The sequence below is a fragment of the Streptomyces sp. NPDC090021 genome (genome assembly GCF_044748225.1).
In the GTDB taxonomy this organism is placed as follows: Bacteria; Actinomycetota; Actinomycetes; order Streptomycetales; family Streptomycetaceae; genus Streptomyces.
On the sequence record NZ_JBIVFO010000002.1, the window covers coordinates 94023 to 119404 of the forward strand.

Annotated in this window: 24 protein-coding genes; 13 read left to right on the top strand and 11 right to left on the bottom strand. The window is 73.6% G+C overall.

Features of this window, described 5'->3' with window-relative positions; translation table 11 throughout:
- Positions 1-17 precede the first annotated feature (17 nt).
- On the bottom strand, positions 18-1160 hold the full coding sequence (locus ACIPXC_RS01590) for an EcsC family protein (RefSeq protein WP_401612186.1): 1143 nt from the start codon (positions 1158-1160) through the stop codon (positions 18-20).
- A 163-nt stretch (positions 1161-1323) separates the two neighbouring features.
- Between ACIPXC_RS01590 and ACIPXC_RS01595 the strand changes: the two genes are divergently transcribed.
- A complete protein-coding gene (locus ACIPXC_RS01595; protein WP_401612189.1) occupies positions 1324-1494 on the top strand; it encodes a hypothetical protein in 171 nt (56 codons plus the stop codon).
- Positions 1495-1649: 155 nt separating this feature from the next.
- Here ACIPXC_RS01595 and ACIPXC_RS01600 read toward each other — a convergent pair whose 3' ends face one another.
- On the bottom strand, positions 1650-1913 hold the full coding sequence (locus ACIPXC_RS01600) for a hypothetical protein (RefSeq protein WP_401612192.1): 264 nt from the start codon (positions 1911-1913) through the stop codon (positions 1650-1652).
- Between the two features lie 189 nt (positions 1914-2102).
- Here ACIPXC_RS01600 and ACIPXC_RS01605 point away from each other — a divergent pair, with 189 nt between their 5' ends.
- Positions 2103-2612 (top strand): hypothetical protein, encoded by a 510-nt coding sequence (locus ACIPXC_RS01605; protein WP_401612195.1) that lies wholly within the window; start codon positions 2103-2105, stop codon positions 2610-2612.
- 66 nt (positions 2613-2678) lie between these two features.
- Positions 2679-4250, top strand: coding sequence for an SPFH domain-containing protein (locus ACIPXC_RS01610; RefSeq protein ID WP_401612198.1), 1572 nt, complete (start codon positions 2679-2681; stop codon positions 4248-4250).
- A 245-nt stretch (positions 4251-4495) separates the two neighbouring features.
- Here ACIPXC_RS01610 and ACIPXC_RS01615 read toward each other — a convergent pair whose 3' ends face one another.
- Together ACIPXC_RS01615 and ACIPXC_RS01620 are read right to left on the bottom strand one after the other, a co-directional pair.
- The gene (locus ACIPXC_RS01615; RefSeq protein ID WP_401612201.1) at positions 4496-4999 is read right to left on the bottom strand and encodes a DinB family protein; all 504 of its coding nucleotides are present in this window, start codon (positions 4997-4999) and stop codon (positions 4496-4498) included.
- A 45-nt stretch (positions 5000-5044) separates the two neighbouring features.
- The gene (locus ACIPXC_RS01620; protein ID WP_401612203.1) at positions 5045-5500 is read right to left on the bottom strand and encodes an Lrp/AsnC family transcriptional regulator; all 456 of its coding nucleotides are present in this window, start codon (positions 5498-5500) and stop codon (positions 5045-5047) included.
- A gap of 122 nt (positions 5501-5622) precedes the next feature.
- Here ACIPXC_RS01620 and ACIPXC_RS01625 point away from each other — a divergent pair, with 122 nt between their 5' ends.
- Positions 5623-6624: an asparaginase gene (locus tag ACIPXC_RS01625; protein WP_401612205.1), complete on the top strand. Its 1002-nt coding sequence runs from the start codon at positions 5623-5625 to the stop codon at positions 6622-6624.
- Positions 6625-6796: 172 nt separating this feature from the next.
- On the opposite strand, the gene meaB is transcribed toward ACIPXC_RS01625, so the two are convergent.
- From meaB to ACIPXC_RS01650, 5 genes are all read right to left on the bottom strand, one after another.
- Positions 6797-7780: a methylmalonyl Co-A mutase-associated GTPase MeaB gene (meaB, locus tag ACIPXC_RS01630; RefSeq protein ID WP_401612208.1), complete on the bottom strand. Its 984-nt coding sequence runs from the start codon at positions 7778-7780 to the stop codon at positions 6797-6799.
- A gap of 10 nt (positions 7781-7790) precedes the next feature.
- Positions 7791-9977 carry a methylmalonyl-CoA mutase gene (gene scpA / locus ACIPXC_RS01635; RefSeq protein ID WP_401612211.1) on the bottom strand — a complete coding sequence of 729 codons (2187 nt, stop codon included), beginning with the start codon at positions 9975-9977 and terminating at the stop codon, positions 7791-7793.
- Entirely contained in the window at positions 9974-11839 is a 1866-nt protein-coding gene (gene mutA / locus ACIPXC_RS01640; RefSeq protein WP_401612214.1) for a methylmalonyl-CoA mutase small subunit, read from the bottom strand. The genes scpA and mutA overlap by 4 nt, the downstream gene beginning before the upstream one ends.
- A gap of 584 nt (positions 11840-12423) precedes the next feature.
- Positions 12424-13344 (bottom strand): NADP-dependent oxidoreductase, encoded by a 921-nt coding sequence (locus ACIPXC_RS01645; protein WP_401612216.1) that lies wholly within the window; start codon positions 13342-13344, stop codon positions 12424-12426.
- A gap of 42 nt (positions 13345-13386) precedes the next feature.
- Positions 13387-14118: a DUF2470 domain-containing protein gene (locus tag ACIPXC_RS01650; protein ID WP_401612218.1), complete on the bottom strand. Its 732-nt coding sequence runs from the start codon at positions 14116-14118 to the stop codon at positions 13387-13389.
- Between the two features lie 157 nt (positions 14119-14275).
- On the opposite strand from ACIPXC_RS01650, the gene ACIPXC_RS01655 reads away from it, so the two are divergent.
- The 4 genes from ACIPXC_RS01655 (at position 14276) to ACIPXC_RS01670 (ending at position 17248) form a co-directional block, all read left to right on the top strand.
- Positions 14276-14671: a cell division protein SepF gene (locus tag ACIPXC_RS01655; RefSeq protein WP_030651331.1), complete on the top strand. Its 396-nt coding sequence runs from the start codon at positions 14276-14278 to the stop codon at positions 14669-14671.
- A gap of 67 nt (positions 14672-14738) precedes the next feature.
- Positions 14739-16250, top strand: a complete 1512-nt coding sequence (locus ACIPXC_RS01660; RefSeq protein ID WP_401612222.1) for an AAA family ATPase — start codon at positions 14739-14741, stop codon at positions 16248-16250.
- Positions 16247-16639: a nucleotide pyrophosphohydrolase gene (locus ACIPXC_RS01665; protein WP_401612224.1), complete on the top strand. Its 393-nt coding sequence runs from the start codon at positions 16247-16249 to the stop codon at positions 16637-16639. Before ACIPXC_RS01660 ends, ACIPXC_RS01665 begins: the two co-directional genes overlap by 4 nt.
- Before the next feature lie 123 nt (positions 16640-16762).
- Positions 16763-17248, top strand: a complete 486-nt coding sequence (locus ACIPXC_RS01670; protein ID WP_401612227.1) for a DUF6099 family protein — start codon at positions 16763-16765, stop codon at positions 17246-17248.
- A 79-nt stretch (positions 17249-17327) separates the two neighbouring features.
- Here ACIPXC_RS01670 and ACIPXC_RS01675 read toward each other — a convergent pair whose 3' ends face one another.
- Positions 17328-17570 (bottom strand): hypothetical protein, encoded by a 243-nt coding sequence (locus tag ACIPXC_RS01675; protein WP_401612230.1) that lies wholly within the window; start codon positions 17568-17570, stop codon positions 17328-17330.
- Between the two features lie 215 nt (positions 17571-17785).
- On the opposite strand from ACIPXC_RS01675, the gene ACIPXC_RS01680 reads away from it, so the two are divergent.
- Entirely contained in the window at positions 17786-18709 is a 924-nt protein-coding gene (locus tag ACIPXC_RS01680; RefSeq protein WP_401612233.1) for an LLM class F420-dependent oxidoreductase, read from the top strand.
- Between the two features lie 16 nt (positions 18710-18725).
- Complete coding sequence (gene mmuM / locus ACIPXC_RS01685; RefSeq protein WP_401612236.1) at positions 18726-19640, top strand: homocysteine S-methyltransferase; 915 nt, start codon at positions 18726-18728, stop codon at positions 19638-19640.
- Between the two features lie 10 nt (positions 19641-19650).
- On the opposite strand, the gene ACIPXC_RS01690 is transcribed toward mmuM, so the two are convergent.
- On the bottom strand, positions 19651-20439 hold the full coding sequence (locus ACIPXC_RS01690; RefSeq protein WP_401612239.1) for an excalibur calcium-binding domain-containing protein: 789 nt from the start codon (positions 20437-20439) through the stop codon (positions 19651-19653).
- Between the two features lie 121 nt (positions 20440-20560).
- On the opposite strand from ACIPXC_RS01690, the gene ACIPXC_RS01695 reads away from it, so the two are divergent.
- The 3 genes from ACIPXC_RS01695 to ACIPXC_RS01705 all read left to right on the top strand — a co-directional run bounded on the left by ACIPXC_RS01695 (position 20561) and on the right by ACIPXC_RS01705 (position 25376).
- Complete coding sequence (locus ACIPXC_RS01695) at positions 20561-22096, top strand: 3' terminal RNA ribose 2'-O-methyltransferase Hen1 (protein ID WP_401612578.1); 1536 nt, start codon at positions 20561-20563, stop codon at positions 22094-22096.
- Positions 22093-24651 carry a polynucleotide kinase-phosphatase gene (locus ACIPXC_RS01700; protein WP_401612241.1) on the top strand — a complete coding sequence of 853 codons (2559 nt, stop codon included), beginning with the start codon at positions 22093-22095 and terminating at the stop codon, positions 24649-24651. The genes ACIPXC_RS01695 and ACIPXC_RS01700 overlap by 4 nt, the downstream gene beginning before the upstream one ends.
- Before the next feature lie 254 nt (positions 24652-24905).
- Complete coding sequence (locus ACIPXC_RS01705; RefSeq protein ID WP_401612244.1) at positions 24906-25376, top strand: hypothetical protein; 471 nt, start codon at positions 24906-24908, stop codon at positions 25374-25376.
- The last annotated feature ends 6 nt before the right edge of the window (positions 25377-25382 follow it).

The window sequence follows — 25382 nt, forward strand, 5'->3', positions numbered from 1 at the left end:
CCCGCCGGGACAGCGGGTCAATGCAGGTCGGGGCCGCCCGCCGCGACGATCTCACCGAGCAGACTGATCTCTTCGTCGGCCTCGTCGGGGACATCGGGTCCGTCGGCGGGAAGCGGCCCGGATGCCTCCTCGTCGGCCAGGTGCGGGTACTTCTCCAGGAGGAAGCGCCGCCGGTACGCCATGTCGGCGGCATCGACGATCCCCTCCAGAGTGGTCCAGTTGAGGGTGCCTCCCACGACGATCCCGACCGCGGGAACGGCCTTGCCCAGTCCCTTCTTGGTGAGGCGGAAGCCGAACGCCTTCGCGAACTCCGTGGAGACCTTGGCCACGACCGCCTCGTTCAGCTCCTTCCACGCCTTGCCGCGGAAGAGCGCCTGGGTGAGCCGCGAGAGGTCGGCCATCGCGGCGTTCTTGGCGGTGGCCGAACTCGCTGTCCCGGCGTTGACGACCGACAGCACGAAGAGCTTCTCGGCGGGTTCTTCGGGGTCGTAGCCGTAGAACAGCGACACCTGGCCGACGGCCCGGGACGCCAGCGCGAGCACGGCCGCGGTGTCGGCGACGAAGGCACCCGCGATCGCCCCTCCCGACGGCGCCGCCGCAGCGCCGGCGGAGGCGGCGATGGCCAACTGCCCTCCGGAGATCACGAGTCCCGCGGTGGCTCCGGACAGCGCAGCGGCAGCCGGGAAGTACCAGCTCGCGCCTCGTCCGCGGACCGCGTCGACCTGTTCGAGGTCGAGGCGGCGCAGGTCCCGCAGCGATGCGACGTCGTGCCCGCGCTTCTTGTGGAGCGCCACCACCCGCTTGGAGGAGAGTCCCGCCCGCGAGACCCGTCCCATCGTCTGCCGTATGGACTGCACGGCGGTGCCGCTCCAGTCCGGGAGGACGTCGGCGGCTCCGCGAGCCCCGGCGCCGACCTTGTGGGCGCCCTTGGCGACGAATTCCTGTCCGCGCGAGACGGCCGATCTGGCCCGGGGGTGGTTCTCCAGCTGCTTCGCGGCGCGCTTGCCGAGCCCCGCGACGCCGTTGGCCACGTGCTCACCGGCGTTTCTCATGGCGCGTGACAGCGGGCGCCCCTTGAACATCTGGACGGCGTGCCAAGCGTCGAGCTCGTAGTCCGAGGGAAGCCGATCGGGCTGCTGCGGGTCCTGCGGGTGGCTCATGGTCCGTGGCGCTCCTGTCTCCGGGATGAACGGTCGGGCGGGCAGATAGGGCCGAAGGCGGGGCGGACATTGCTGCCCGGCCCTGGCCGGAGCCGGGAGCCGGGGCCGTGCGAGGCGGGTCTCGCCATGCACGAGGGCTTCCCGGGGCTCGAAGGTGCCCATCGTGTCAGAACGGAAGGTGAGAGAGCCCTCACTGCGGAAGATCCGGTCGTATTCCCCATGCCTCACCGACGCGGGCATCGACATCCGCGGCGACCGGGCGCTGGGCAGCGTCGCCGGCCCTCCGGCGGTGAGGCCGCGCACCGGTGCGCCCGGTGCGGTGATCTCCGCGTGATCGTTCCGGCCCGGCCGGCGCCGCCGGCGGGCCTGCCGGGACGGTGGCCCCTGCTTCGAACTCCCGCCGCCGGGCGGCCGGATGGTCGGCTGCGGCGTTGTCCCCGGCGCCGTCGTCCCGGCCCCGACCCCGTTCCGGTTTCCGTCCTCGTCCCGCTACGTGTCGCGCCCGCGCGAGTTCGTGGCGTACGCGGCCAGGACGCCGGCCAGGCAGGCCCAGACCAGGCCCTGGCCGCCACCGAGCAGCCAGCCCAGCGAGCCGAGCGCGAGCGTGACGACCGCACCGGTCGTCAGGGCCCGCCGTTCCTTGAGGAACGCCCACCGGGCTCGGCCCCGGCCCGGTTCCCTCAGCTCTTCGACCGCCGCCCGGATCACCAGGGCGGCGAGGACGACGGTGGCGAGGAGCAGTGTCGGTTCCACCCGGTCCTCCTGTCGGTGTCCGGCCGGGCCGCGTCGGCCCGGACAAGCGCTACCAGCAGTACAAGCCGTGGCGGCGGTCTGCGTCAAAGGAGCGTAAAGATTGCCGACGGCAGGCAATGTGCCCCGGCGCGGCCCCGGGCATTCTGTCGGTGTCCGGCGGAAAAGGCGGTCGTACGGGGGAGGTGTCCGATGGGCTGGTTTCTGGGGCTCGGCATCGGGGGGATCGTGGCACTGACCGCCGCGCTGGTGTTCGACGGGGTGCTGGAGGGGGTTTTCCATGGCGCCCTGGGCGGACTGTTCGACGGGTGGCTGTCGCTTCCGGTGGTCGCGGGCTTCGTCTCGATGCTCGGTTTCACGGGGGCGATCGTGCTCGGGTCCACGGGGCTCGGGCCCGGAGCGGCGGCCGCCGCGGGGACCGTGGCCGGAACGGCAGCGGGCTGGGCGACGTACCGCCTGGGCCGCGCCCTGGTCCGCGACGGCAGCGGAGGCGCCCCGCGGCGGGGGGACCTGGTCGGCGTCGCCGGGCGCGTGGTCACCGCCATCCCGCACGGCGGCTACGGGGAGGTGCTGCTGTCGCTGGCGGGGCAGCCGGTCAAGTATGCGGCAACCGCCGATGTCCCGCTGGAGCGCGGGGCCGAGGTCTGGGTGACGGCGACCCCGTCGGACACCTCGGTCGCCGTCCGCGCCATCGACCGCTGACGCACCGCTCCTTCCGCTTCGAGTCCATCACCGATCTGCCCCTTCGGGGAGGCAGGGGGAATCCTCATGAGTCCAGTCGCCGTCGCAGCCATCGGGGTCGTCGTACTCCTGGTCCTGCTGGCCCTCGTCGTCGTCACCCGGTACAAGGTGGCCGGCCCCAGCGAGGCGTTCATCATCACGGGCCGCCGCGGGAAGCAGTCCACCGATCCGGCCACCGGGGAGGTCTTCACCGACAACAGCGGCCAGAAGGTCGTGGTCGGCGGCGGCGTGTTCGTCGTCCCGTTCGTCCAGCAGCGGTACAGCCTGGACCTGTCCAGCCGGCACATTCCCGTCGCGGTGCGGGGCGCGGTCACGCTGCGCGGCATCAAGGCCAACCTCGAAGGGGTGGCCATCGTCAAGGTCGGCGGGACCGAGGACGCCATCAGGGCCGCCGCCCAGCGGTTCCTGCAGCAGCAGGACGGGATCGTCGGCTTCACCCAGGAGGTGCTCTCCGGTGCGCTGAGGGCGATCGTCGGCCGGATGTCGGTGGAGGACGTCATCCGTGACCGGGCCGCCTTCGCCGGGCAGGTCGCGGAGGAGGCGGAGGCAAGCCTCTCCGGGCAGGGCCTGGTCCTGGACGCCTTCCAGATCCAGGACATCACCACAGAGGGCTCCTACCTGGAGGACCTGGGCCGGCCCGAGGCCGCCCGGGCCCGGCAGGAGGCCGACATCGCGGAGGCCAACGCCCGTCGGGCCGCGGAGCAGGCACGGCTGAAGGCGGAGGAGGAGATCGCGCTCGCGCAGCGCACGCTCTACCTGCGCCAGGCCGAGATCAAGGCCGAGACCGACGCGGCGGCCGCCCGGGCGAGCGCCGCCGGGCCGCTGGCCGACGCGGACCGGCAGCAGCAGATCCTCACCGAGCAGGAGAAGGTGGCCGAGCGGCAGGCCGCACTGACCGACCGTCAGCTGGACACGCAGGTGCGCAAGCCCGCCGACGCCAAGCGGTACGAGGCCGAACAGCAGGCGGAGGCCCAGCGCATCGCCCGGGTGAAGCAGGCGGAGGGCGAGCGGCTGGCCGGGATCGCGGCTGCCGAGGCGGAGGCCGAGCGAGCCCGGCTGACCGGTGAGGGCGAGAAGCAGCGCCGCCAGGCCCTGGCGGAGGCGGAAGCCATCGAGGGCGCCAAGCGGGGCGAGGCGGAGCGGGCGCGCCGCGCCGCCATCGCCGAGGCGGTCCGGCTGGAGGGCGACGCCGAGGCCGCCGCCATCGCCGCCAAGGGCGCGGCGGAGGCCGAGGCCATGCAGAAGCGGGCCGACGCCTTCGAGAGGTACGGGGACGCGGCCATGCTGCAGATGATGGTGGAGGCCCTGCCGCAGGTCGTCGCCAAGGCGGCCGAGCCGCTGGGTGCCATCGACCGGATGACCGTCATCTCCACCGACGGCGCGTCCAAGCTCTCGCGCACGGTGACGGACAACGTGGCGCAGGGAGTGGAGCTGCTGGGCTCCGCGACCGGCATCGACCTCGCCGAGATGCTCCGCGGTCTGACCGCGGACCGAGCCGGGAAGCCGGCCGGGACGTCGGCCGGGAAGCCGGGCGACGGGGCGGGCGAAGCGGGTGCGGTCCCGGTCCCGGTGAACGGCGCGATCCCCATCACGGACTGACCGCCGGACGGCGAACGGGGGGCGCGGCAGTGCCCACGGCCCGGTGCGGGAAGGCTCCGCACCGGGCGCGGTGCGGCCGCCGAGCAGGGACAGGGCGCGGGCGCCGGGGCCGCCGGGCACGGCCTGGTGGACGATGAGCCGCTGGCCCGGGGCGGCGGCGGACATCGAAGAACTGGCCGGCCGTGGCCCGGGACGCGGCGGCCCGTTCTGAATTCCCGCCGCCATTCGGCCGCAGCCCCCGGGGGTTACTCGCCGACGGTGCCGTCGATCGCCTCCCGTAGCAGGTCGGCGTGCCCGTTGTGCCGCGCGTACTCCTCGATCATGTGCGTCAGGACGTAGCGCAGTGACAGGGCCTCGCCCCTGAACTCCACCCGGTCATCAAGGGATCCGATGCCTTCGGCGACGGCCCGGGAGCCCTCGCAGGCACTCCGCCACGCCGCGAACGCCTCGTCCGCGTCGGCGTCCTCCACCCGCCACTCCCCGGACCCGCCGTCCGCCCGCGGCCACAGCGCGGACACCGGCTCCCCGCCCAGCACCAGCCGGAACCAGCCGCGTTCGACCTCGGCGGCATGCCGCACCAGCCCCAGCAGCGTCAGGCCCGAGGTCGCGACCGCCCTCCGCTTCAGCTGCTCGTCGCTCAGGCCCTCGCACTTCATCGCCAGGGTGGCGCGCTGGTAGTCGAGGAACGACGTCAGCGACGCCCGGTCACCGGCCACCTTGGACGGGTGTTCACGCAGATCATCACTCATGGGTCGATCATTTCAGCCGACCGTGCCCGCCGGCCGGCCGTGCGGTCAGCGGTCCACCGGCAGGCCGGTCGGCTCCTTGACGCGCTTCATGATGATCTGCGAGTTGACCTCGGTGATGCCGGTGAGGGCGGTCAGCTTCTCGATCCACAGCCGTTCGTACGCGCGCAGGTCCGCGACGGCGATCCGCAGCAGGCAGCCCGGGCTCCCGAAGAGCCGGTACGCCTCGATCACGTCCGGGATGTCCTGGAGGGCGGCCTCGAAGGCCTCGACGGCGTCCCGGTCGCGACGTACCTCGACCGAGACCAGCACCTCGAAGCCGCGCTCGACGGCATCCGGGTCGATCACGGCGCGGTAGCCCTGGATCACTCCGTCCTGCTCCAGCTGGCGCACCCGGCGCATGCAGGGCGACGGCGTCAGCCCCACGCGCTGGGCCAGCTCCTGGTTGCTCAGCCGCCCGTCGGCCTGAAGCTCGCGCAAGATATCGCGGTCAATGGCATCCATGGCGCAATTATCACCCACGGTTTCTCGGCCACCTGGGCGGAAAGCGCAAGCATATTGCGCACTGATCGCTCTATCATTGCTGCTTTGAGTACATATGTACGAGTGAAGGGCGGCCACGCAGCATGGGACGGATCGTCGTCATCAGCACCGGCGGCACGATAGCCAGCCGCTGGCAGGGCTCCGGCTTCGCCGCGGACGCCGACGGGAACGAGGTCATCGCCACGGCGCCGCTGCCGCAGGACATGACCGTCGAGGTCGTCGACCTGTTCAGCGTGAACAGCCCCCGGCTCACCACGGCCCACCAGCTCACCCTCCTGCGCACCGTGCACGAGGTGCTCGCCGACCCCGGCGTCGACGGCATCGTCATCACCCACGGCACCGACACCCTGGAGGAGTCGGCGTTCCTCGTCGACCTCCACCACCACGACCCCCGCCCCGTGGTCTTCACCGGCTCGCAGCGGCCCATGGGCACCGCCGACGGCGACGGGCCGGGCAACCTCTACGACGCGCTGCTTACCGCCGCCACCACGCGCGGGCTCGGCGTCCTGATCGCCTTCGCCGGACGCGTGCACGCCGCCCGCGGCACCGTGAAGACGCAGGCCGTGGACCTGGACGCGTTCGCGGACCCCTCCGGGGAACTGCTCGGCAAGGTCGGCTTCGGCAAGGTCACCCTCCTGCGCACCTCCCGGCGCCCCGCCGCGCTCCCGCTGCCCGCGATGCCCGAAATCCCGCCGCGCGTCGATGTCGTGATGCACCACGCCGACGCCGACCCGGTGCTCCTGAACGCCGCCGTCGAGGCCGGTGCCCGCGGCATCGTCCTCATCGGTACGGGCGCGGGCAACGCCACCCCCGAGATCGTGGAAGCGGTCCGCGCGGCCGTCGCCCGCGGGGTGCTGGTCGCCCTGACCACCCGCGTCATGGCCGGACCGGTCACCGAGATCTACACCCACGGCGGCGCCGTGGACCTCGTCGCGGCCGGGGCCGTCCCCACCGGCACCCTCCGCGCCGGCCAGGCCCGCATCGCGGTCCTCTCCGCCCTCCTCGCCACCGACGACACGGTGGAACGGGCCAGGATCCTCCGCGAGTCCCTGACCCCGGCCGGCCCGGTACTCGTCGAGGCATGAAGCCGTGACGCCATGACGGCATGAAGCCATGAGCGTGCCCCTGGCCCCGGAATCGGATTCCGGACCAGGGGCACCGCCCTTTCGCCCCACGGCCGGCGCGCCCCCGGCCCCCGACGGGCAAGGTCCGGGGCCGGGGGCGCGAAAGCGAGGCGGCGCGGCGCGGGCTGCGGGCTCAGGCGCCGCCGAACGCCGCCAGGATGCGGTCCGCCGCCGACGTCGGGGTGACCGACCCCGCCCGGACCGCCGCCTCCAGCCCGGGCGCGAGCTCCCGTACGGCCGGGTCCGCGCGCAGCCGCTCCAGCAGCTCGTCGCGGACCATCGACCAGGTCCACTCCACCTGCTGCGCCGCCCGTTTCGCCGTCAGCCGGCCGCCCGCCTCCAGCAGGGTCCGGTGCTGTTCCAGGCGGTTCCACACCTCGTCCAGGCCCGTCGACTCCCGGGCACTGCACGTCAGCACCGGCGGGGTCCAGGCCGCGTCCACCGGGTGCATCAGCCGCAGCGCGCCCGACAGTTCCCGGGCGGCGGCCTTCGCGTCGCGCTCGTGCGGGCCGTCCGCCTTGTTCACCGCCAGCACGTCCGCCAGCTCCAGGACACCCTTCTTGATGCCCTGCAACTGGTCTCCCGTACGGGCCAGGGACAGCAGCAGGAAGGAGTCCACCATCCCCGCCACCGTGGTCTCCGACTGGCCCACGCCGACCGTCTCGACGAGGACCACGTCGTAGCCCGCCGCCTCCATCACGATCATCGACTCGCGCGTGGCCTTGGCGACCCCGCCCAGCGTGCCCGCCGACGGCGACGGCCGTACGAACGCCGCAGGGTCCACCGACAGACGCTCCATCCGGGTCTTGTCACCCAGGATGGAGCCGCCCGTACGCGTCGACGACGGGTCCACCGCGAGCACCGCCACCCGGTGGCCGAGCCCCGTCAGCATCGTGCCGAAGGCGTCGATGAAGGTGGACTTCCCCACCCCCGGCACACCGCTGATGCCGATCCGCCGGGCCCGCCCCGCGTGCGGCAGCAGCTCCGTCAACAGGCTCTGCGCGAGCACCCGGTGGGCGGGCAGGGTGGACTCGACGAGGGTGATCGCACGCGCGATGAACGCGCGCTTCCCGTCGAGCACCCCCTTCGCGTACGCCTCGATGTCGATCCTCGGCACCGGCGCCCGCCTACAGCTCGTGGCCCAGGTCCGCGGCCAGCCGCGTCACCAGGTCGTGGGCCGCGTCCGGGATGACCGTCCCGGGCGGGAACACCGCGGTCGCGCCCATCTCCAGCAGCGTCGGGACATCGGCGGGCGGGATCACCCCACCCACGACGATCATGATGTCCTCGCGGCCCTCCTCCGCCAGCTGCTCGCGCAGCGCCGGTACGAGGGTCAGGTGGCCGGCCGCCAGCGACGACACGCCCACCACGTGGACGTCCGCCTCGACGGCCTGGCGGGCCACCTCCGCCGGGGTCTGGAACAGCGGGCCGACGTCCACGTCGAAGCCCAGGTCGGCGAAGGCCGTCGCGATCACCTTCTGGCCGCGGTCGTGCCCGTCCTGGCCCATCTTGGCCACCAGGATGCGCGGACGACGCCCCTCCGCCTCCTCGAACCGGTCCACCAGCGCACGGGTGCGCTCCACGGACGGGGACTCGCCTGCTTCGTTGCGGTACACGCCCGCGATCGTACGGATCTGGCTCGCGTGCCGCCCGTACACCTTCTCCAGTGCGTCCGAGATCTCACCCACGGTCGCCTTGGCCCGCGCCGCGTCCACCGCCAGCGCGAGGAGGTTGCCCTCGCCGCGCTCGGCGGCGTTCGTCAGCGCCCGCAGGGTGTCCTGCGTGACCGCCTCGTCGCGCTCCTCCCGCAGCCGCCGCAGCTTGGCGATCTGCTGGGCGCGCACCGAGGAGTTGTCGACCTTGAGGACCTCGATCGCCTCGTCGTTCTCCACCCGGTACTTGTTGACGCCGATCACCGGCTGCCGGCCCGAGTCGATCCGGGCCTGCGTACGCGCCGCGGCCTCCTCCACGCGCAGCTTCGGGATACCGGCGTCGATGGCCTGCGCCATGCCGCCGGCCGCCTCCACCTCCTCGATGTGCTGCCAGGCCCGCCGCGCCAGGTCGTACGTCAGCTTCTCCACGTACGCGCTGCCGCCCCACGGGTCGATGGACCGGCAGGTCCCCGACTCCTGCTGCAGCAGCAGCTGGGTGTTGCGGGCGATGCGCGCCGAGAAGTCCGTCGGCAGCGCGAGTGCCTCGTCGAGGGCGTTGGTGTGCAGCGACTGGGTGTGGCCCTGGGTCGCCGCCATCGCCTCGATGCACGTGCGCGTCACGTTGTTGAAGACGTCCTGCGCCGTCAGCGACCAGCCCGAGGTCTGCGAATGGGTGCGCAGCGACAGCGACTTGGCGTTCTTCGGGTCGAACTGCTTCACCAGCTTCGCCCACAGCAGGCGGGCGGCGCGCAGCTTCGCGACCTCCATGAAGAAGTTCATGCCGATCGCCCAGAAGAACGACAGGCGCGGCGCGAACGCGTCCACGTCCAGCCCCACCGCCTGCCCCGCCCGCAGGTACTCCACACCGTCCGCGAGGGTGTACGCCAGCTCCAGGTCGGCCGTGGCCCCGGCCTCCTGGATGTGGTAGCCGGAGATGGAGATCGAGTTGTACCGCGGCATCTTCTGCGAGGTGAACGCGAAGATGTCGGAGATGATCCGCATCGAGGGCTTCGGCGGGTAGATGTAGGTGTTGCGGACCATGAACTCCTTGAGGATGTCGTTCTGGATGGTCCCGGCCAGCTTGTCGGGGGAGACGCCCTGCTCCTCCGCCGCGACGATGTACAGCGCGAGGACGGGCAGCACCGCGCCGTTCATCGTCATCGACACCGACATCCTGTCCAACGGGATCCCGTCGAACAGCTGCCGCATGTCGTAGATCGAGTCGATCGCCACGCCCGCCATGCCGACGTCACCGGTCACGCGCGGGTGGTCGCTGTCGTAGCCGCGGTGCGTGGGCAGGTCGAAGGCCACCGACAGGCCCTTCTGCCCGGACGCCAGGTTGCGCCGGTAGAAGGCGTTGGACTCCTCGGCCGTGGAGAATCCGGCGTACTGCCGGATCGTCCAGGGCTGGTTGACGTACATCGTCGGGTACGGGCCGCGCAGGTACGGGGCAACGCCCGGGTACGTCCGCAGGAAGTCCAGGCCCTCGACGTCCCGCCCGGTGTAGAGCGGCTTGACGCCGATACCCTCGGGCGTCTCCCACAGCAGGTCGGCGGCCGCGGTGCCGGTGGACTCCTTCACCGAGGAGCGCCACTGCTCCTCCGAGACCCCGGCGGCGGCGGTGGGACCGAGCGCCAGCTCGGAGAAATCGGGGATGCTCATGCGGGCACTCCCATCCGGTCGAGTACGGAGGACAGCACGGCGACGGCGTCACAGCCGGCGAAGACGTACTCGTCCACGGAAGCCTCTGCGGTGCCCGGCCGCCCGGCGAGGAAGACGGTCGTGGCGCCCGCGGCGCGCAGCGCCCCGGCCACGGCCTCGGCCTGCTCCTCGTACAGCGCGTCGCTGGAGCAGAGCACGGCCATGCCGTCCGCGCCGCTCGCGGCGTAGGCGGCGCCCGCCGTCTGCGCGTCCACCGACACCGGGTCGTGCACGGACTCGACGCCGCCCGCCTGGAACAGGTTCGAGGCGAAGGTGGCACGCGCGGTGTGCGCGGCCGCCGGGCCCAGCGCGGCGAGGAAGATCCTCGGCCGGGCGCCGGTCGCCGCCAGGTGCGCGTCGCTGCGGGCGCGCAGGGCCTCGTACGCCTCGTCGCGCCGTACGCGCGGCAGCCCGCCCGTGGGGGCTGCCGGCGCCGGCTCGCGGACGACCGGCTTCTCCGACAGCAGCGGGAACTCGCTGACCCCGGTGATCGGTTCGCGGCGCCTGGCCAGCTTCTTGGAGCGCTCCGCCCAGGTGGCGGCGAGGCGTTCGGCGACGAGCCCGGAGCGCAGGGCGGCGGCCAGGCCGCCGGCCTTCTCCACCGTCTGGAAGAACTCCCACGCGGCGTGGGCCAGTTCGTCGGTGAGGCGCTCTACGTAGTACGAGCCACCGGCCGGGTCGATCACCCGGGCCAGGTGCGACTCCTCCAGCAGGATCGTGGAGGTGTTGCGGGCGATGCGGCGCGCGAAGGCGTCCGGCAGGCCCAGTTCGTTGTCGAAGGGGAGCACGGTGACCGAGTCGGCTCCGCCCACGCCCGCGGCCATGCAGGCCACGGTGGTGCGCAGCATGTTCACCCACGGGTCCCGACGGGTCATCATCACCGGCGAGGTCACGGCGTGCTGGCACTGGGCACCGGCCTCCGGGACCCCCGAGGCCTCGGCGATCCGGGCCCACAGGCGCCGCGCGGCACGGAACTTGGCGATGGTGAGGAACTGGTCCGCGGTGGCGGCGTAGCGGAAGTCGAGCTGGCCGAGCGCGGCTTCGACGCTCAGCCCACCTGCGGAGAGGGCGCGCAGGTAGGCGACTCCGGTGGCCAGCGAGAGCCCCAGCTCCTCGGCGGCGCTGCCGCCGGCCTCGTGGTACGGCAGGGCGTCCACGGTCAGGGCGCGCACCCCCGGCAGGCCGGCGGCGGCCTCCCGGGCCAGCTCGACGGCGGCGGCCTGGTCCAGCGCCTCGCCGGTCCGGGCCTCGTGGCCCAGCGGGTCGGCGCCCAGGGAGGCCCGCACGGCCTCCGGAGCCACCGAGCGCTCGGCGAACAGGTCCAGCAGTGCGCGGGCGGCCCCCGCGTAGTCGGCTCCGGCGTCCAGGGCGATCGGGGCGAGGTCCAGGTAGACCCCGTCCAGGGCCCGGGCGAGATCGTCGACCGGGATGCCGCCGCGGCCCACGGTGAGCCAGAGGGAGGTGACCCCGTTCTCCAGGTCCGCGAGCGCCGCCTCGTTCAGGCGCTGCGGATCGGTGCCCGCGAGGCGCTGGCGCACGTCCCAGCCGTTCGCGGTGGTGCCTTCCGGCCTTCCTCCGCGGACGAAGGGGGCGAAGCCGGGAAAACCGGTGTCGGGCACCGTCCCGTCGGACGGCGCGGTGTACAGCGGGCGGGTGGTGAGCCCGTCCTCGAGTCGGGTGGACAGCGCATCTTCTGCGGCCTCGCCGGATGCTTCCTTGCCCGACTTGCGCAGTACGCCTTCTACAAGGCGCTGCCACTGCTCATGCGTCGCGTCAGGGAACTCGGCGGCCAGGGAGAGCCCGTCGTCAGGCAGGACCGTCATGGCTCGAATGTAGGGGAGCGCGCTCAGGTGGCACCATACCGGCGGGTGTGATCTCCCCCTCTCGGAGCGTGCCGACCGGGTCCGGGAACACCCGGCTGAGCAGCACGGTTGCGGCGGCCTTCCGGCAGCACGGCCGGACCCGTGTGCGGGACCACGATCCGTTCGGGGCCGTCGCGGATGCGCGAGAGCTCCGGCGCGGCGCCCGGGATCTCCTCCGGGTGTCCCTCGTGCGGGACGTTCACGGGCTCGCTCGCGATCATGACCGCCGGATTGAAGACATCCAACAGAAGGGATGCCGCGCGGCCCGCCGACGGCCCCGGTGTGCAGGTCCAGCGGGATCCGGGGCCACCCCACCCCGCCGCCGGGCCCGGGCAGCTCGCGCAGCAGCCCGGCCCGGAGCAGCCCGGCCCGGAGCGGCCCGGCCCGGAGCGGCCCGGTCGCCCGCCGCCGTACGGTCGCCGGGCCGAGCCCCCGCTGCGCGCGGCGCTGTCGCTGCGCCCGACGGGGCCGTGGTCGAGCACCGTCCGCGGCACGGCGGCGGTATCGGCGGCCGCCCGGCTGTCACCGGCCGGGGGACGATCGCGTCAGACCGTCAGGACGATCTTGCCGCGGGTGCGGCCCGCCGCACTGAGCTCCCAGGCCTTGGCCGCCTCGGCCAGCGGCAGTGCGTGTTCCACGTTCACCGTGAGCTGTCCCGCGTCCGCCAGTTCCGCGAGGAAGGTCAGGTCTGCGGTGTCCGGGCGGACCCACAGCTGGTGGGCGCCCTTCGCCGCCGCCTCCTGGTCGGCGATCGACACCACCCGGTCGCGCCGTCCGACCAGAGACTGGAGCGTCTCGATGACGTCGTCCCCGTAGAAGTCCAGTGCCGCGTCCACGCCCCCGGGCGCGAGCTCGCGGACCCGGTCCGCCAGCCCGGCCCCGTACAGCACGGGCTCCGCGCCGAGCGAGCGCAGGTAGTCGTGGTTGTGCGCACCGGCGGTGCCGATGACCCGCAGGCCGAGGGCGACCGCGATCTGCACGCCGAAGGAGCCCGTGCCACCGGCCGCGGAGTGGATGAGGACGGTCTCGCCGGACCGGACACCGACGCGGGTCAGCGACTGGTACGCGGTGAGGCCGGCCAGCGGGACGCCCGCGGCCTGCTCGAAGGTCAGCCCGCGCGGCTTGCGGGCGAGCGTGCGGACGGGAGCGGCCACCAGCTCGGCGTAGGTGCCGAGCTCCACCCACTCCTTGCGGACGTAGCCGTACACCTCGTCGCCCACGGCGAAGTCGGAGGTGTCCGGGCCGACCGCCTCGACGACACCGGCCACGTCCCAGCCGGGTATGACCGGGTGGCGGACTTCGAGGATCGGGTCGAGATAACCGGCGGCGAGCTTCCAGTCCACCGGATTGACCCCGGCGGCCCTGACGCGGACGAGCACCTCACCCGGCCCCACCTTGGGCTGCGGGGCGTCAACGAGGCTGAGGGAAGCGGGAGTTCCGTACGCGCTGTATGTGATGGCCTTCATGATTGCCCCAACGCGGGCTGCGCTGAGGCTATTCCGGGACCGTCAGGCCGGCAGCGTGTTGCGGTGGGAGCGCCTGCGCGCCGCGCTGAAGAGCGCCTGGATCTGCGCGCCCGACTGCTCGACGTCGTCGAGGGGCGAGGGGAAGGCGAGCCGCACGTCGCGGTGGCCGCGCCGCTCCTCCAGCCGCAGGGTGATCCCGTAGCGGTCCATGGCGAGCGGCAGGGCGCGTACGACCGCGGCCGTGGGCTGCGGCTGGACCAGGCGCAGCAGCAGGGTGACGAGGTCGTGGTGGTCGTCGAGGAGGTGCGTGAGTATGCCCGCCTCGTACGCGGCGAGCGGGTCGGGGCCGGCCTCGTCCAGCTCCTCCAGGCCGACGTACGCGATGCCCTCGGCGGTCTTGAGCTCGGCGCGCTCGAACTCCATGCAGGTGGACTGGGCCCCGGACTCGGCCCCGGGCTCGGCGGACAGTTCGGAGTAGGGGGTGAGCAGCCGGCCCAGCACGGTGACGCGGGCGCGTACCCGGTCCCGTACGGGGGTGGGGGCGACGTCGGTGAACTCCAGTCGGATCGCGGGCCGGTGCTCCGCGTGGCCGCCGGGCTCGGACGGGTGCAGGTGCAGCCGGCCCATGGGGTCGCCGCCGTCGAGGTGGCGGACTTCGGAGCGCAGCCCGTCGGTGGTCACCGTCATGGAGTGGGCGGCGGCCAGGACCGACCGGATCCGCTCGGCGGCGGTGGGCAGGGCGGCCGAGGCCGAGGGGTCACCGAACAGGCGCATGCGGATCTCTCCATCGTCCGTGTGGGTTAGGTATGCCTAACCTAACCCATCCTGGGTTCCGAGAGTACCCGGCACCGCTCGTGTCGTTGTTGGGCTGAACGGGTGAAACACGAGAGGATGGGGGGATGCACATGAAGCGCGCGGCCGAGGCGGCCCGGTGAGCAGGTACGACGTCACCGACGAACAGTGGGAGGGGCTCGCGCAGGTGGTACCCCTGCGCAGTCGCAATGAATGGCCCTCCCGGGTGGACCACCGCACGATTCCCAAGTCGCCCGGGGCGACGGCGGCGGAGCAGCGGCGCTTCGTGGTGATCAGAGTCCAGATCTTCGCGGACGCGCGGGAGGTGGCCGAGTACCTGATCGCGCAGATCCCGGTGCTGCTCGACCTCACCGGCGCGGACAGCGAAGTGGCCAAGCGGATCCTGGACTTCAGCAGCGGGGTGGTGTTCGGGCTGGGCAGCGGAATGCACCGGGTGGACCGGAACGTCTTCCTGCTGGCGCCCGTGGGGACCGAGGTCGAGGGGATCGCGGCGGCGGCCGTCCCCCGATCGTAGGAAGGGTCGTACGAAGGAACGGTTCGCCGGGGTCGTGGGGGGCCCGGTGGCACGTACCGTCCGGCGCATGGACGCCACCGCCGTCGCGTTGGGCGACGACACCCGCACCGGTTCCCCCGACGCCGGACCGTCCGGCGAGCCCTCAGCGGCGCAGCCACCGCCTCCGCCCCGGCACGTCCCGCCCGCCGCGCCTGTCGCGCCCGCGGCCTGCGCCCGGTCCGTCCCGTCGGCCGGTGCGCGGCCGGATCCCGCCCCGGCGGAGCGGGCCACTCCGGCGGCGCCCGCCGCCCCGGTGGGGCGGGCCACTCCGGCGGGGTGGGCCGGGACGGCCGGCGATCCGGGCCCGTACGCACTCCCCGCACCGGCGGCGCCCGCCGCGGGCGCGGATCCCGTCGTGCCGGCGCAGGCGCCCCGGCGCGGTGCCGGCCGGCCCGCCGGGCCCGGGCAGCGGCAACCGCACCCGCGGCCCGTGATCACCGAGTTACGGCTGTCCGCCTTCGGACGGCACCGGTCCGCGGCCTTCCCGCTGGGGCCCGTCACCCTCTTCGCGGGGCCGAGCGGCAGCGGCAAGTCACAGGTCCTGGCCGCCTACGAGGCCCTGGCCGGGCTGGGCTCGGGCGCCACCGTCGAGACGCTCTTCCCCGACCCCCGCGCCCGCATCCCCGACGGCGCCGCCCCCGACGCCCAGCGGCGGCGCGGCTTCCGGCTCGGCTGCACGGTCGACGGCCCCGCCGGACCCGTCCGGCTCGAACTCGCCGTCCAGGCCGAACCCGCCCTGCGGATCGTCGGCGAACGGCTCTCCCAGGACGGGCGGATCCTGTTCGCCACCGCCCTGCGCGACCCGGGCCGGCGCTCGGTGCAGGCCTCCTGGCTGACCGGCGGCGCCGTCGGCGTCACCCGGGCCCCGCTGCCCGACGACCGGCTCGGCACCGCGCTGCTCCCGCTGCGGGTCGCCGGATCCACGGCCGGCCAGCGGCAGGTGCTGGCCGCCGCCGAGCAGGTGGTCGTGGCCCTGCGCTCGGTGTTCGCCTGCGACCCCCGCCCGGACCGGATGCGCGCGCCCGTCCCGCCGGGCGAGGGCCGGCTGCTGGGCGACTGCGCCAACCTGGCCGACGTCCTGCGCCGGACCCGCCACGAGTGCGGGACGCGCCACGCGCTGCTGGCCGAGGCCGCGCGGACCGGCTGCGCGGGGGCCGTCGCCGGGCTGGACGTACACGCCCCCGCGGGCGGCGCCGTCACCGCGGTCCTGGACCGCGGACCCGGTCGCCCCGCCACGGAACTGGGCCGGCTCGGCTCGGGCGAACTCCGCTTCCTCGCACTGGCGCTGGTGCTGCTCACCGGGCCGGGGGTGCTGGACATGGACCCGGCCGCCGAGCTGCTCTCCGCGCGGCAGGCGCTGACCGTGCTGGCCGACGGCCTCGACCACGGACTGGACGGGCGCCAGGCCGCCGAACTGCTGCGGCTGGCGCTGCTGTCCTGCGGCCGCGGCCACGTCCGGCTGGTGGCGGCCGTGGGGGAGGGGACCGCGGCCGCCGCCCGCCGTCTGGACGGCGTGTCGGTGGTAGACCTGTCGGTATGAACGAGACGCAGGAGCCACGGCCGTCCGATCGGCGGCCCGAGGAACGGCTGGACGTGCTGCAGCGCAGGCTCGCGCAGTTCGCGGCGGCGCGCGGCTGGGAGCCGTACCACACCCCCAAGAACCTGGCGGCGGCGCTGAGCGTGGAGGCGGCCGAACTGGTCGAGATCTTCCAGTGGCTGACGCCGGAACAGTCGGCGAAGGTCATGGAAAAACCGGAGTCCGCCCATCGCGTGGCCGATGAGGTCGCCGACGTGCTCGCGTATCTGCTGCAGTTCTGTGAGGTTCTCGGGGTGGATGTGCTGGATGCGCTCGCCGCGAAGATCGAGCGGAATGAACTGCGCTTCCCCGTGACGGGTGGTCCGATACCGAATCGTCACTCTTCGGAGTGATGGACTCCTCCACAATCACGTTTCTGTCCACATTTTCCGAATACCCCTGGCTTTACTGGCTCATTGCCCTCACTCTGGGTAGTGGTGAGGATGGCGGGATGTCGTGCGGACGGGGGACGGCATATGGATGCGGTACGGCTCATCGCGGCCGGCCGGCACGCGCTGGCACAGAGCGGGGCTGCGTGGGGCATCGTGGGCGAGGCCTGGCAGGCCCAGGCACTCGCGCAGGGGATCGGGAGCTGGCTGGCGGTCACCGGGCCGCCGGAGCTGAGATCGGAGGCACGGGGACTGGGGGAAGCGGGAGGCAGAGGATGCGGGGTACTGGACCGGGCGGCCCTGCGCGGCGAGGGCAGCGCGCCCGAGTACCCGCCGCGAGCCGCACAGCTGAGCGGGGTGGCGGATCTCCGGCAGGCGCTGCTCGGACTCCAGGCACTCCTGGGCGACGTGGGGATAGCCCTGGTCGGGGTGGCCTGCGGCACGGACGACGAGACCCTGTACTGGCAGTGCATAGAGTCGATCGACGCGGCTGACGAGTCGAGCGACCGGGTACGGGCGCTCCTGCGCCGCATGACGGTGCGTGAGCGGGGGTCCGCCTCGGGCGTGGCCTGAGCCCCGGGCACGGCCCGGTACGGGCGGCGCGGGGAGCGGCACGGGCCGGGTCCCGCCGTGCGCGACGGGACCCGCGCGGTCAGGCGGACCGGTGGGCCGGGAGCTCGCTCCCGGCGGTGCGGTCCGCGGAGGACTGGAGATCGGCGTCGAGCTGCGAGAGGTCGGCGTTCAGCGCCGCCATCAGCTCCTCCATCTGCTGCAGCAGACCCTTCGGTGCCCCGCCTCCCGGGGCGGGCACCGCACGGTCCTGCTGCGCCCCCGGCGCTGCCTGTCCGGTCCGGTCGGTCTGTCGGGGGGTCTCCGGCACGGCCTCGTGGGACATGGCGGCCTCCTCGGCCCTGGCCCGTTCCCGCGGGGGAAGGGGGCGGTGGACGCACCGGCGCGAAGCCGCCGGCGCGCGGGCCGGGCGGTCCGGCTCCGCCCGCCCCAACGATCCCCGACCGGACCGGTCACTGGCGGCCCCGGACCCCGACACGTCCGGTTGACCAGGATTCACCCTGGCGGGGCGGGCGGGGCGGGCGGGGCAGGATGGAGGGCATGGATCTTCGCATTTTCACCGAGCCCCAGCAGGGGGCGAGCTACGACACCCTCCTTGCCGTCGCCAGGGCCACCGAGGACCTCGGCTTCGATGCGTTCTTCCGCTCCGACCACTACTTGAGCATGGGGGCCGCCGACGGTCTTCCCGGCCCCACCGACGCCTGGATCACCCTCGCGGGCCTGGCCCGCGAAACCAGGCGGATCCGCCTGGGCACCCTGATGACGGCCGGCACCTTCCGGCTGCCCGGAGTCCTCGCCATCCAGGTGGCCCAGGTCGACCAGATGTCCGGCGGCCGCATCGAGCTGGGCCTGGGCGCGGGCTGGTTCGAGGACGAGCACAAGGCCTACGGGATCCCCTTCCCCGCGGACCGGATGTCCCGGCTGGAGGAACAACTGGCCATCCTCACCGGCCTGTGGGCCACCGCGCCCGGCGCCACCTTCGACTTCGCGGGCCACCACTACCGCGTGGAGAACTCGCCCGCGCTCCCCAAGCCCGTCCAGACCAGGGTCCCGGTCCTCGTCGGCGGTCACGGGGCCAAGCGGACGCCGCGGCTCGCCGCGCGGTACGCGGACGAGTTCAACATGCCGTTCGCGTCGATCACCGACAGCGAGCGGCAGTTCGGCCGGGTCCGGGAGGCCGCCGAACAGGCCGGCCGACGGCCCGACGACCTCGTCTACTCCAACGCCCTGGTGGTGTGCGTGGGCAAGGACGACGCCGAGGTCGCCCGCCGGGCCGCCGCCATCGGCCGGGACCCCGACGAGCTCAGGGCCAACGGCCTCGCAGGCTCCCCGGCCGAGGTCGTGGAGAAGATCGGCGCCTACGGTGCCGTCGGCTCCTCCCGCATCTACCTCCAACTGCTCGACCTCGACGACCTGGACCACCTGGAGCTGATCTCCGCCCAGGTGCTCTCCCAGCTCCGCTGACGGAGGGAAAAAAGCGATGCCCCGCGCGACCGGCCCGCTCGCCGAAGCCCTGGCCCACCGGACCGTCGTCCTGGACGGCGGACTCAGCAACCAGCTCGCCGCCCAGGGCTGCGACCTGACCGGAGGCCTCTGGACCGGCCGCGTGCTCGACGAGCGGCCGGTCCAGGTCGAGGCCGCCCACACGGCGTACGCGCGGGCCGGCGCCGAGGTGCTGATCACCGCCTCCTACCAGGTCGGCTACGAGGCCTTCGCCGCCCACGGCCGCGACCGCGACGCGACCACCGCCCTGCTGCACCGCAGCGTCGCACTCGCCGCCCGGGCGGCCGACGCCGCCGACCACGAGGTGTGGGTGGCCGCCTCGGTCGGCCCGTACGGGGCGGTGCTGGCGGACGGTTCCGAGTACCGCGGCCGGTACGGCCTGAGCGTGCGCGAGCTCGCCGCGTTCCACCGCCCCCGCATCGAGGCCCTGCTCGCCGCGGGCCCCGACGTACTGGCCGTGGAAACCCTCCCCGATCCGGACGAGGCCGAGGCCGTGCTCACTGTCCTCGCCGAGACGGACGCCCCGGCCTGGCTGAGCTACACCGCGGCCGACGGCCGCACCCGGTCCGGGCACCCGCTGCCCGGGGCCTTCGCGCTCGCCGCGCAGGCCCCCCAGGTCATCGCGGTCGGGGTCAACTGCTGCGACCCCGCGGACGTCCTCCCGGCGCTGGAAGCGGCGGCCTCCGCCACCGCCAAGCCACTGCTGGCCTACCCCAACGACGGCTCCGTCTGGGAGCCGGCCACCGGCACCTGGCGGACACCCGGGTCCATGCCGCCCTGGCCCACGGACGCCTGGCGCCGCACCGGAGCCCGGCTCGTCGGCGGCTGCTGCCGCATCGGCCCCGAACGGATCGCGGAACTGGCCCGGGAGCACGACAGCTCGGGCAGGTGACGGCGCCCCCTCAGCTTTCGCAGCCGACGCCGTCGCCGTCGCGGTCGAGGTGGCGGCCGTAGCCGGGCTCGCCGCGGCGGATGGGAGCCGCGCCCGCCGCCCTGACGGCAGCGCAGTTCTTGTACGAGACGTTCCCGCCGCCGCTGCCGCCCGTCCCGTCGTCGGGTGCCGGAGCGGTCGTCGGGGCGGTCGTCGGGGCGGGCGCCGGGGCGACCGGCTCCGGGCGCAGGTTCGTGCCGGGCGCCGCGGGGCAGTCCGTGCCCGGCGCCACCAGGTGCACGACCGGAGCGGCGCTCTGTGGCACGAGTCCGCTGCCGGCCGCGACGTCCTGGAAGCAGACCAGCCAACTCCCGTGATCGGCGGGGAGGGTGACGTCGGCGTAGGCGCTCATCGCCTTGAGCTCGCTGCCGATCAGATCCTCCACCGCCTGCTCCGCCTGCGCGTAGGGCCATCCGACGGCGGAGGGCATCTGCGGTGCGGCGCTCGGTGTGGGGGCCGGTGCCGGCGTCGGACTGCTGCTCGGGGTGGGGGAGACGGAGACCGCCGCAGCGGCCCGGGGCTTGTCCTCGGTCCCGGCCTTCTCCGGTGGGTCCGACAGCAGCGGTATCAGGAACCAGACACCGGACAGCACGGTGGCGAGTATCTTCTGCGTCCGCTCCCACTGGCTCGTCCAGGCGAGCGCGATCCCCACGGGCGGCAGCAGGACGAGCGCCGTGATGACCAGAGCGGGATGCTGCCACCAGCGCCGCGATGGCCTGGGCAGGGGTGCTGGGGTGTAGGCGTGCGGTGGCGGGTACATGGCGCTCCTGGAGGCTGAACACGGTGCGGAGCGCGGAGCCTACCCAGAAGGTTGAAGATCGTACTTGTCTTCGCTCGAAATCCGTTGGCCCGAGGACGAACCGGCCGTCATGCTGAACCGCATGTTCCTTACGATCACCACCACCGGGACCGCCGAGAATCCGGCGACTGACCTGGGATTTCTCCTGCACAAGCACCCGGACCGGGTGCGCGTGGAGAACCAGTCCCACGGCACCGCCCATGTGTTCTACCCCGAGGCCACGGCCGAGCGGTGCACGGCGGCCCTGCTGCTGGAGGTCGACCCCGTCGCGCTCGTCCGCCGCGGGAAGGGCAAGGGCCGGGGCGGAGCGCCCGACGCCGCCCTCGCCCAGTACGTCAACGACCGTCCCTACGCCGCCTCCTCGCTGCTCGCCGTCGCGCTCAGCGCGGTGTTCCGCACCGCCCTGAGAGGGAGTTGCGTCCTGCGCCCGGAACTCCCGGACCGGCCGCGCCCGCTGCGCGTCGAGATCCCCGTGCTCCCCGCACGCGGCGGCGCCGCGATGGTGCACCGGCTGTTCGACCCGCTCGGCTGGGACCTCGTACGGGCCGAGCCCGTACCGCTCGACGAACAGTTCCCCGAGTGGGGGGACTCCCGGTACGTACGCCTCGTACTGGAGGGCGAGTTGCGCCTCGCCGACGCCCTGCGGCAGCTCTATGTGCTCCTGCCCGTCCTCGACGACGCCAAGCACTACTGGATCGCCCCCGACGAGGTCGACAAGCTGCTGCGAGCCGGGGAGGGCTGGCTCGCCGCGCACCCCGAGAGCGCGCTGATCAGCTCCCGCTACCTGGCCCGTCACAAGCGGCTGACCCAGGACGCCGTCGAGCGGCTGGAACTGGTCCGCCTCGCCGAGTCCGAGGGCAGCGAGGTCGAGGAACTCGACAACGCCGTCGACGAGACGCGCGACACGCAGGAGCGCCCCGTACCGCTCGCCGCGCGACGGCGCGAGGCGATACTCGCCGCCCTGCGCGCCGCCGGCGCCCAGCGCGTGCTGGACCTCGGCTGCGGACAGGGCCAGTTGGTGCAGGCGCTGCTGGGGGACCCCGCGTACACCGAGATCGTCGGCATGGACGTCTCCGTGCGGGCCCTGACCATCGCCGCCCGGCGGCTGCGGCTGGAGCGGATGGGCGAGCGGCAGCGCTCGCGCGTCTCGCTGCTGCAGGGTTCGCTCGCCTACACCGACAAGCGGCTGGCCGGCTACGACGCGGCCGTGCTGAGCGAGGTCATCGAGCACCTGGACCTGGAGCGGCTGCCCGCGCTGGAGTACGCGGTGTTCGGCTCGGCCCGCCCCCGCACGGTCCTCGTCACCACCCCGAACGTCGAGTACAACGTCCGCTGGGAGACCCTGCCGGCCGGACACGTCCGGCACGGCGACCACCGCTTCGAGTGGACCCGCGAGGAGTTCCGAGACTGGGCCGGCCAGGTCGCCGCACGCTTCGGCTACACGGTCGCGTACGTCCCCGTCGGCGACGACGACCCCGAGGTCGGGCCGCCCACCCAGATGGCCGTCTTCACCCAGGACGACGCCCGCCCCGGCACCCCGCCCGGCACCCCGCCGGGCTCCACCGACGCGACCACCGACGCCACCACCGACTCCCCGAAGGAGGGCGAGGCAGCATGACCACCACCGAGAACAAGCGCACACTTCCCGTCACCGACCTGTCCCTCGTCGTCCTGATCGGGGCCACCGGATCGGGCAAGTCCACCTTCGCCCGCAAGCACTTCAAGCCCACCGAGGTCATCTCCTCCGACTACTGCCGGGGTCTGGTCCGCGACGACGAGAACGACCAGAGCGCGAGCCGCGACGCCTTCGACGTCCTGCACTACATCGCCGGCAAGCGCCTCGCTGCCGGCCGCCTGACCGTCGTCGACGCGACCAGCGTCCAGGCCGACGCCCGCCGGCAGCTGGTCGCGCTCGCCCGCGAGCACGACGTCCTGCCCATCGCCATCGTCCTGGACATGCCCGAACAGGTCTGCGTCGAGCGCAACGCGGCCCGCCCCGACCGGGCCGGCCTGCCCCGCGCGGTCATCCAGCGGCACCGCCGCGACCTGCGCCGCTCCCTGCGCGGCCTGGAGCGCGAGGGCTTCCGCAAGGTGCACGTGCTGCGCACCGTAGAGGAGGCCGAAGCCGCCGAGGTCGTCCTGGAGAAGCGCTTCAACGACCTCGCCCACCTCACCGGACCCTTCGACATCGTCGGTGACGTCCACGGCTGTTCCTCCGAGCTGGAGACCCTGCTCGCCAGGCTCGGCTACGAGGACGGCGTCCACCCCGAGGGCCGCACGGCCGTCTTCGTCGGCGACCTCGTCGACCGCGGCCCCGACAGCCCGGGCGTCCTGCGTCGCGTCATGGGCATGGTCACGTCAGGCAACGCCCTGTGTGTGCCCGGGAACCACGAGAACAAGCTCGGCCGCTACCTCAAGGGCTCCAAGGTCCAGCAGACGCACGGCCTCGCCGAGACGATCGAGCAGCTCTCCCACGAGCCGCCGGAGTTCGTCGAGGAGGTACGGGAGTTCATCCGCGGCCTCGTCAGCCACTACGTCCTCGACGGCGGCAAGCTGGTGGTCTGCCACGCCGGGCTGCCGGAGAAGTACCACGGCCGCACCTCCGGCCGGGTCCGCTCGCACGCCCTGTACGGGGAGACCACCGGGGAGACCGACGAGTTCGGCCTGCCCGTGCGCTACCCGTGGGCCGAGGACTACCGCGGCAAGGCCGCCGTCGTCTACGGCCACACCCCGGTCCCGAACACCGCCTGGATCAACAACACCATCTGCCTCGACACCGGCGCCGTCTTCGGCGGCCGGATGACCGCCCTGCGCTGGCCCGAGCGCGAACTGGTCGACGTACCGGCCGAGAAGGTCTGGTACGAGCCGGTCAAGCCGCTCGTCACCGAGGTGCCGGGCGGGCACGACGGACGCCCGCTGGACCTGGCCGACGTCCACGGGCGCCGGGTCGTGGAGACCCGCCACCTGGGCAACGTGGCCGTCCGCGAGGAGAACGCGGCCGCCGCCCTGGAGGTCATGAGCCGCTTCGCCGTGGACCCGCGGCTGGTCCCGTACCTGCCGCCGACCATGGCGCCGACCGCGACCTCCCGCGAGGACGGCTACCTGGAGCACCCGGCCGAGGCCTTCGCCCAGTACCGCCACGACGGCGTCGACCGGGTGGTGTGCGAGGAGAAGCACATGGGCTCCCGCGCCACCGTCCTGCTCTGCAGGGACGCCGACGCCGCCCGCGCGCGGTTCGGCGTGGACGGCCCGACCGGATCGGTGTACACGCGCACCGGACGGCCCTTCTTCCACGACCCCGAGGTCACCGAGGAGGTCCTGGCGCGGCTGCGCGCCGCGGTCACCGGCGCCGGGCTGTGGGAGGAGCTGGGCACGGACTGGCTGCTGCTCGACGGGGAGCTCCTGCCCTGGTCGCTGAAGTCGGGCGGCCTCCTGCGCAGCCAGTACGCCGCGGTGGGCGCCGCCTCGCGGACCGTCTTCCCCGGCGCCGTCGCCGCCCTGGAGGCGGCGGTCGGCCGCGGCGTCGACACCGGTGCCCTGCTGGAACGCCAGCGTGCCCGGGCCGCGGACGCGACGGCCTTCACCGAGGCCTACCGCCGCTACTGCTGGACCACCGACGGACTGGACGGCGTACGGTTCGCGCCGTTCCAGCTGCTGGCCGCGGCCGGACGGTCGCTGGCCGCCGTACCCCACGACGAGCAGCTGGCGTGGCTGGACCGGCTGGTCGAGGCCGACGGTCCGGGCACCCCGGGTGGTACCGGACTGCTGCGCCGCACCGCCCGGATCCTGGTGGACACCGGGGACGAGGAGTCCGTGCGGGCCGCCACCGACTGGTGGCTGGAGCTGACGGCCGCCGGCGGCGAGGGCATGGTCGTCAAGCCGCTCCGGGCCTACGCCCGCGACGGCAAGGGCCGGCTGGTCCAGCCCGGGCTCAAGGTGCGCGGACGGGAGTACCTGCGGATCGTCTACGGCCCGGAGTACACCCGTCCGGACCAGCTGGAGCGGCTGCGCGAGCGGTTCCTCGGGCACAAGCGCTCGCTCGCCCTGCGGGAGTACGCGCTGGGCCTGGAGGCGCTGGACCGGCTGGTGGCCGAGGAGCCGCTGTGGCGGGTCCACGAGCCGGTCTTCGCGGTCCTCGCGCTGGAGTCGGAGCCGGTCGACCCGCGGCTGTGACGGCCGCGGCCGTGGCCCCCACGGCCGTGGCCCCGCCCCGCAGCCGTGACCCCACGGCCACGGCCGCGCCGTAAAGGCGGCGCCCCCGTACGGCCCTGAATTAGGTCGTATGGGGGAACTTTCACGGAGAACGCCGGGGAAACCCCGGGCGGGATCGTTCATCCAGGGCAGCGGAACGACCGTGACCCTGGAAGGACGGAACGTCACCTATGAAGATGACCGCGCGCGGAAGCATTGCGGCGCTCTTGACCTGTATGGCAGCGGCCGGCGTGGCCACCCCGTCGGCCGCGGCCGACGGGGTGCCGGTGGGCGTCCCCCTCGAAGGTGTGGAGACCACGACGGGTCTCGCCGTGCCGCGGATCGCCACCGCGGTGCCGCTGCCGGTCGTCGGAGCGCCCGAGGCCCCCCGGATGCACAAGGGGGACATGCTTCCCACGCCGCTGCTCCCGGCGGTCCCGATCGCCACCGAGCTCGGCGACACCCTGGTCACCTCCCCGCTGCCGAACCTGCTGGGCCGCCCGGAGACGGACGGCGAGGGCTCCCTGGAGTCGCCCGCCACCACCGTCCACACCCGTACCCCGGGCGCGGTCCTCGGTTCCCCGCTCACGATGCCGGACGGGTCCAACTCCGGTCTGCCGAACCTGACCACCCCCAAGCTGGGGCTCCTCGCACCGGAGATCACGGGTGCGCCGGAGGCGCTCCTCGGTGTCGGCCTGCCCCGCTGAGCCGAG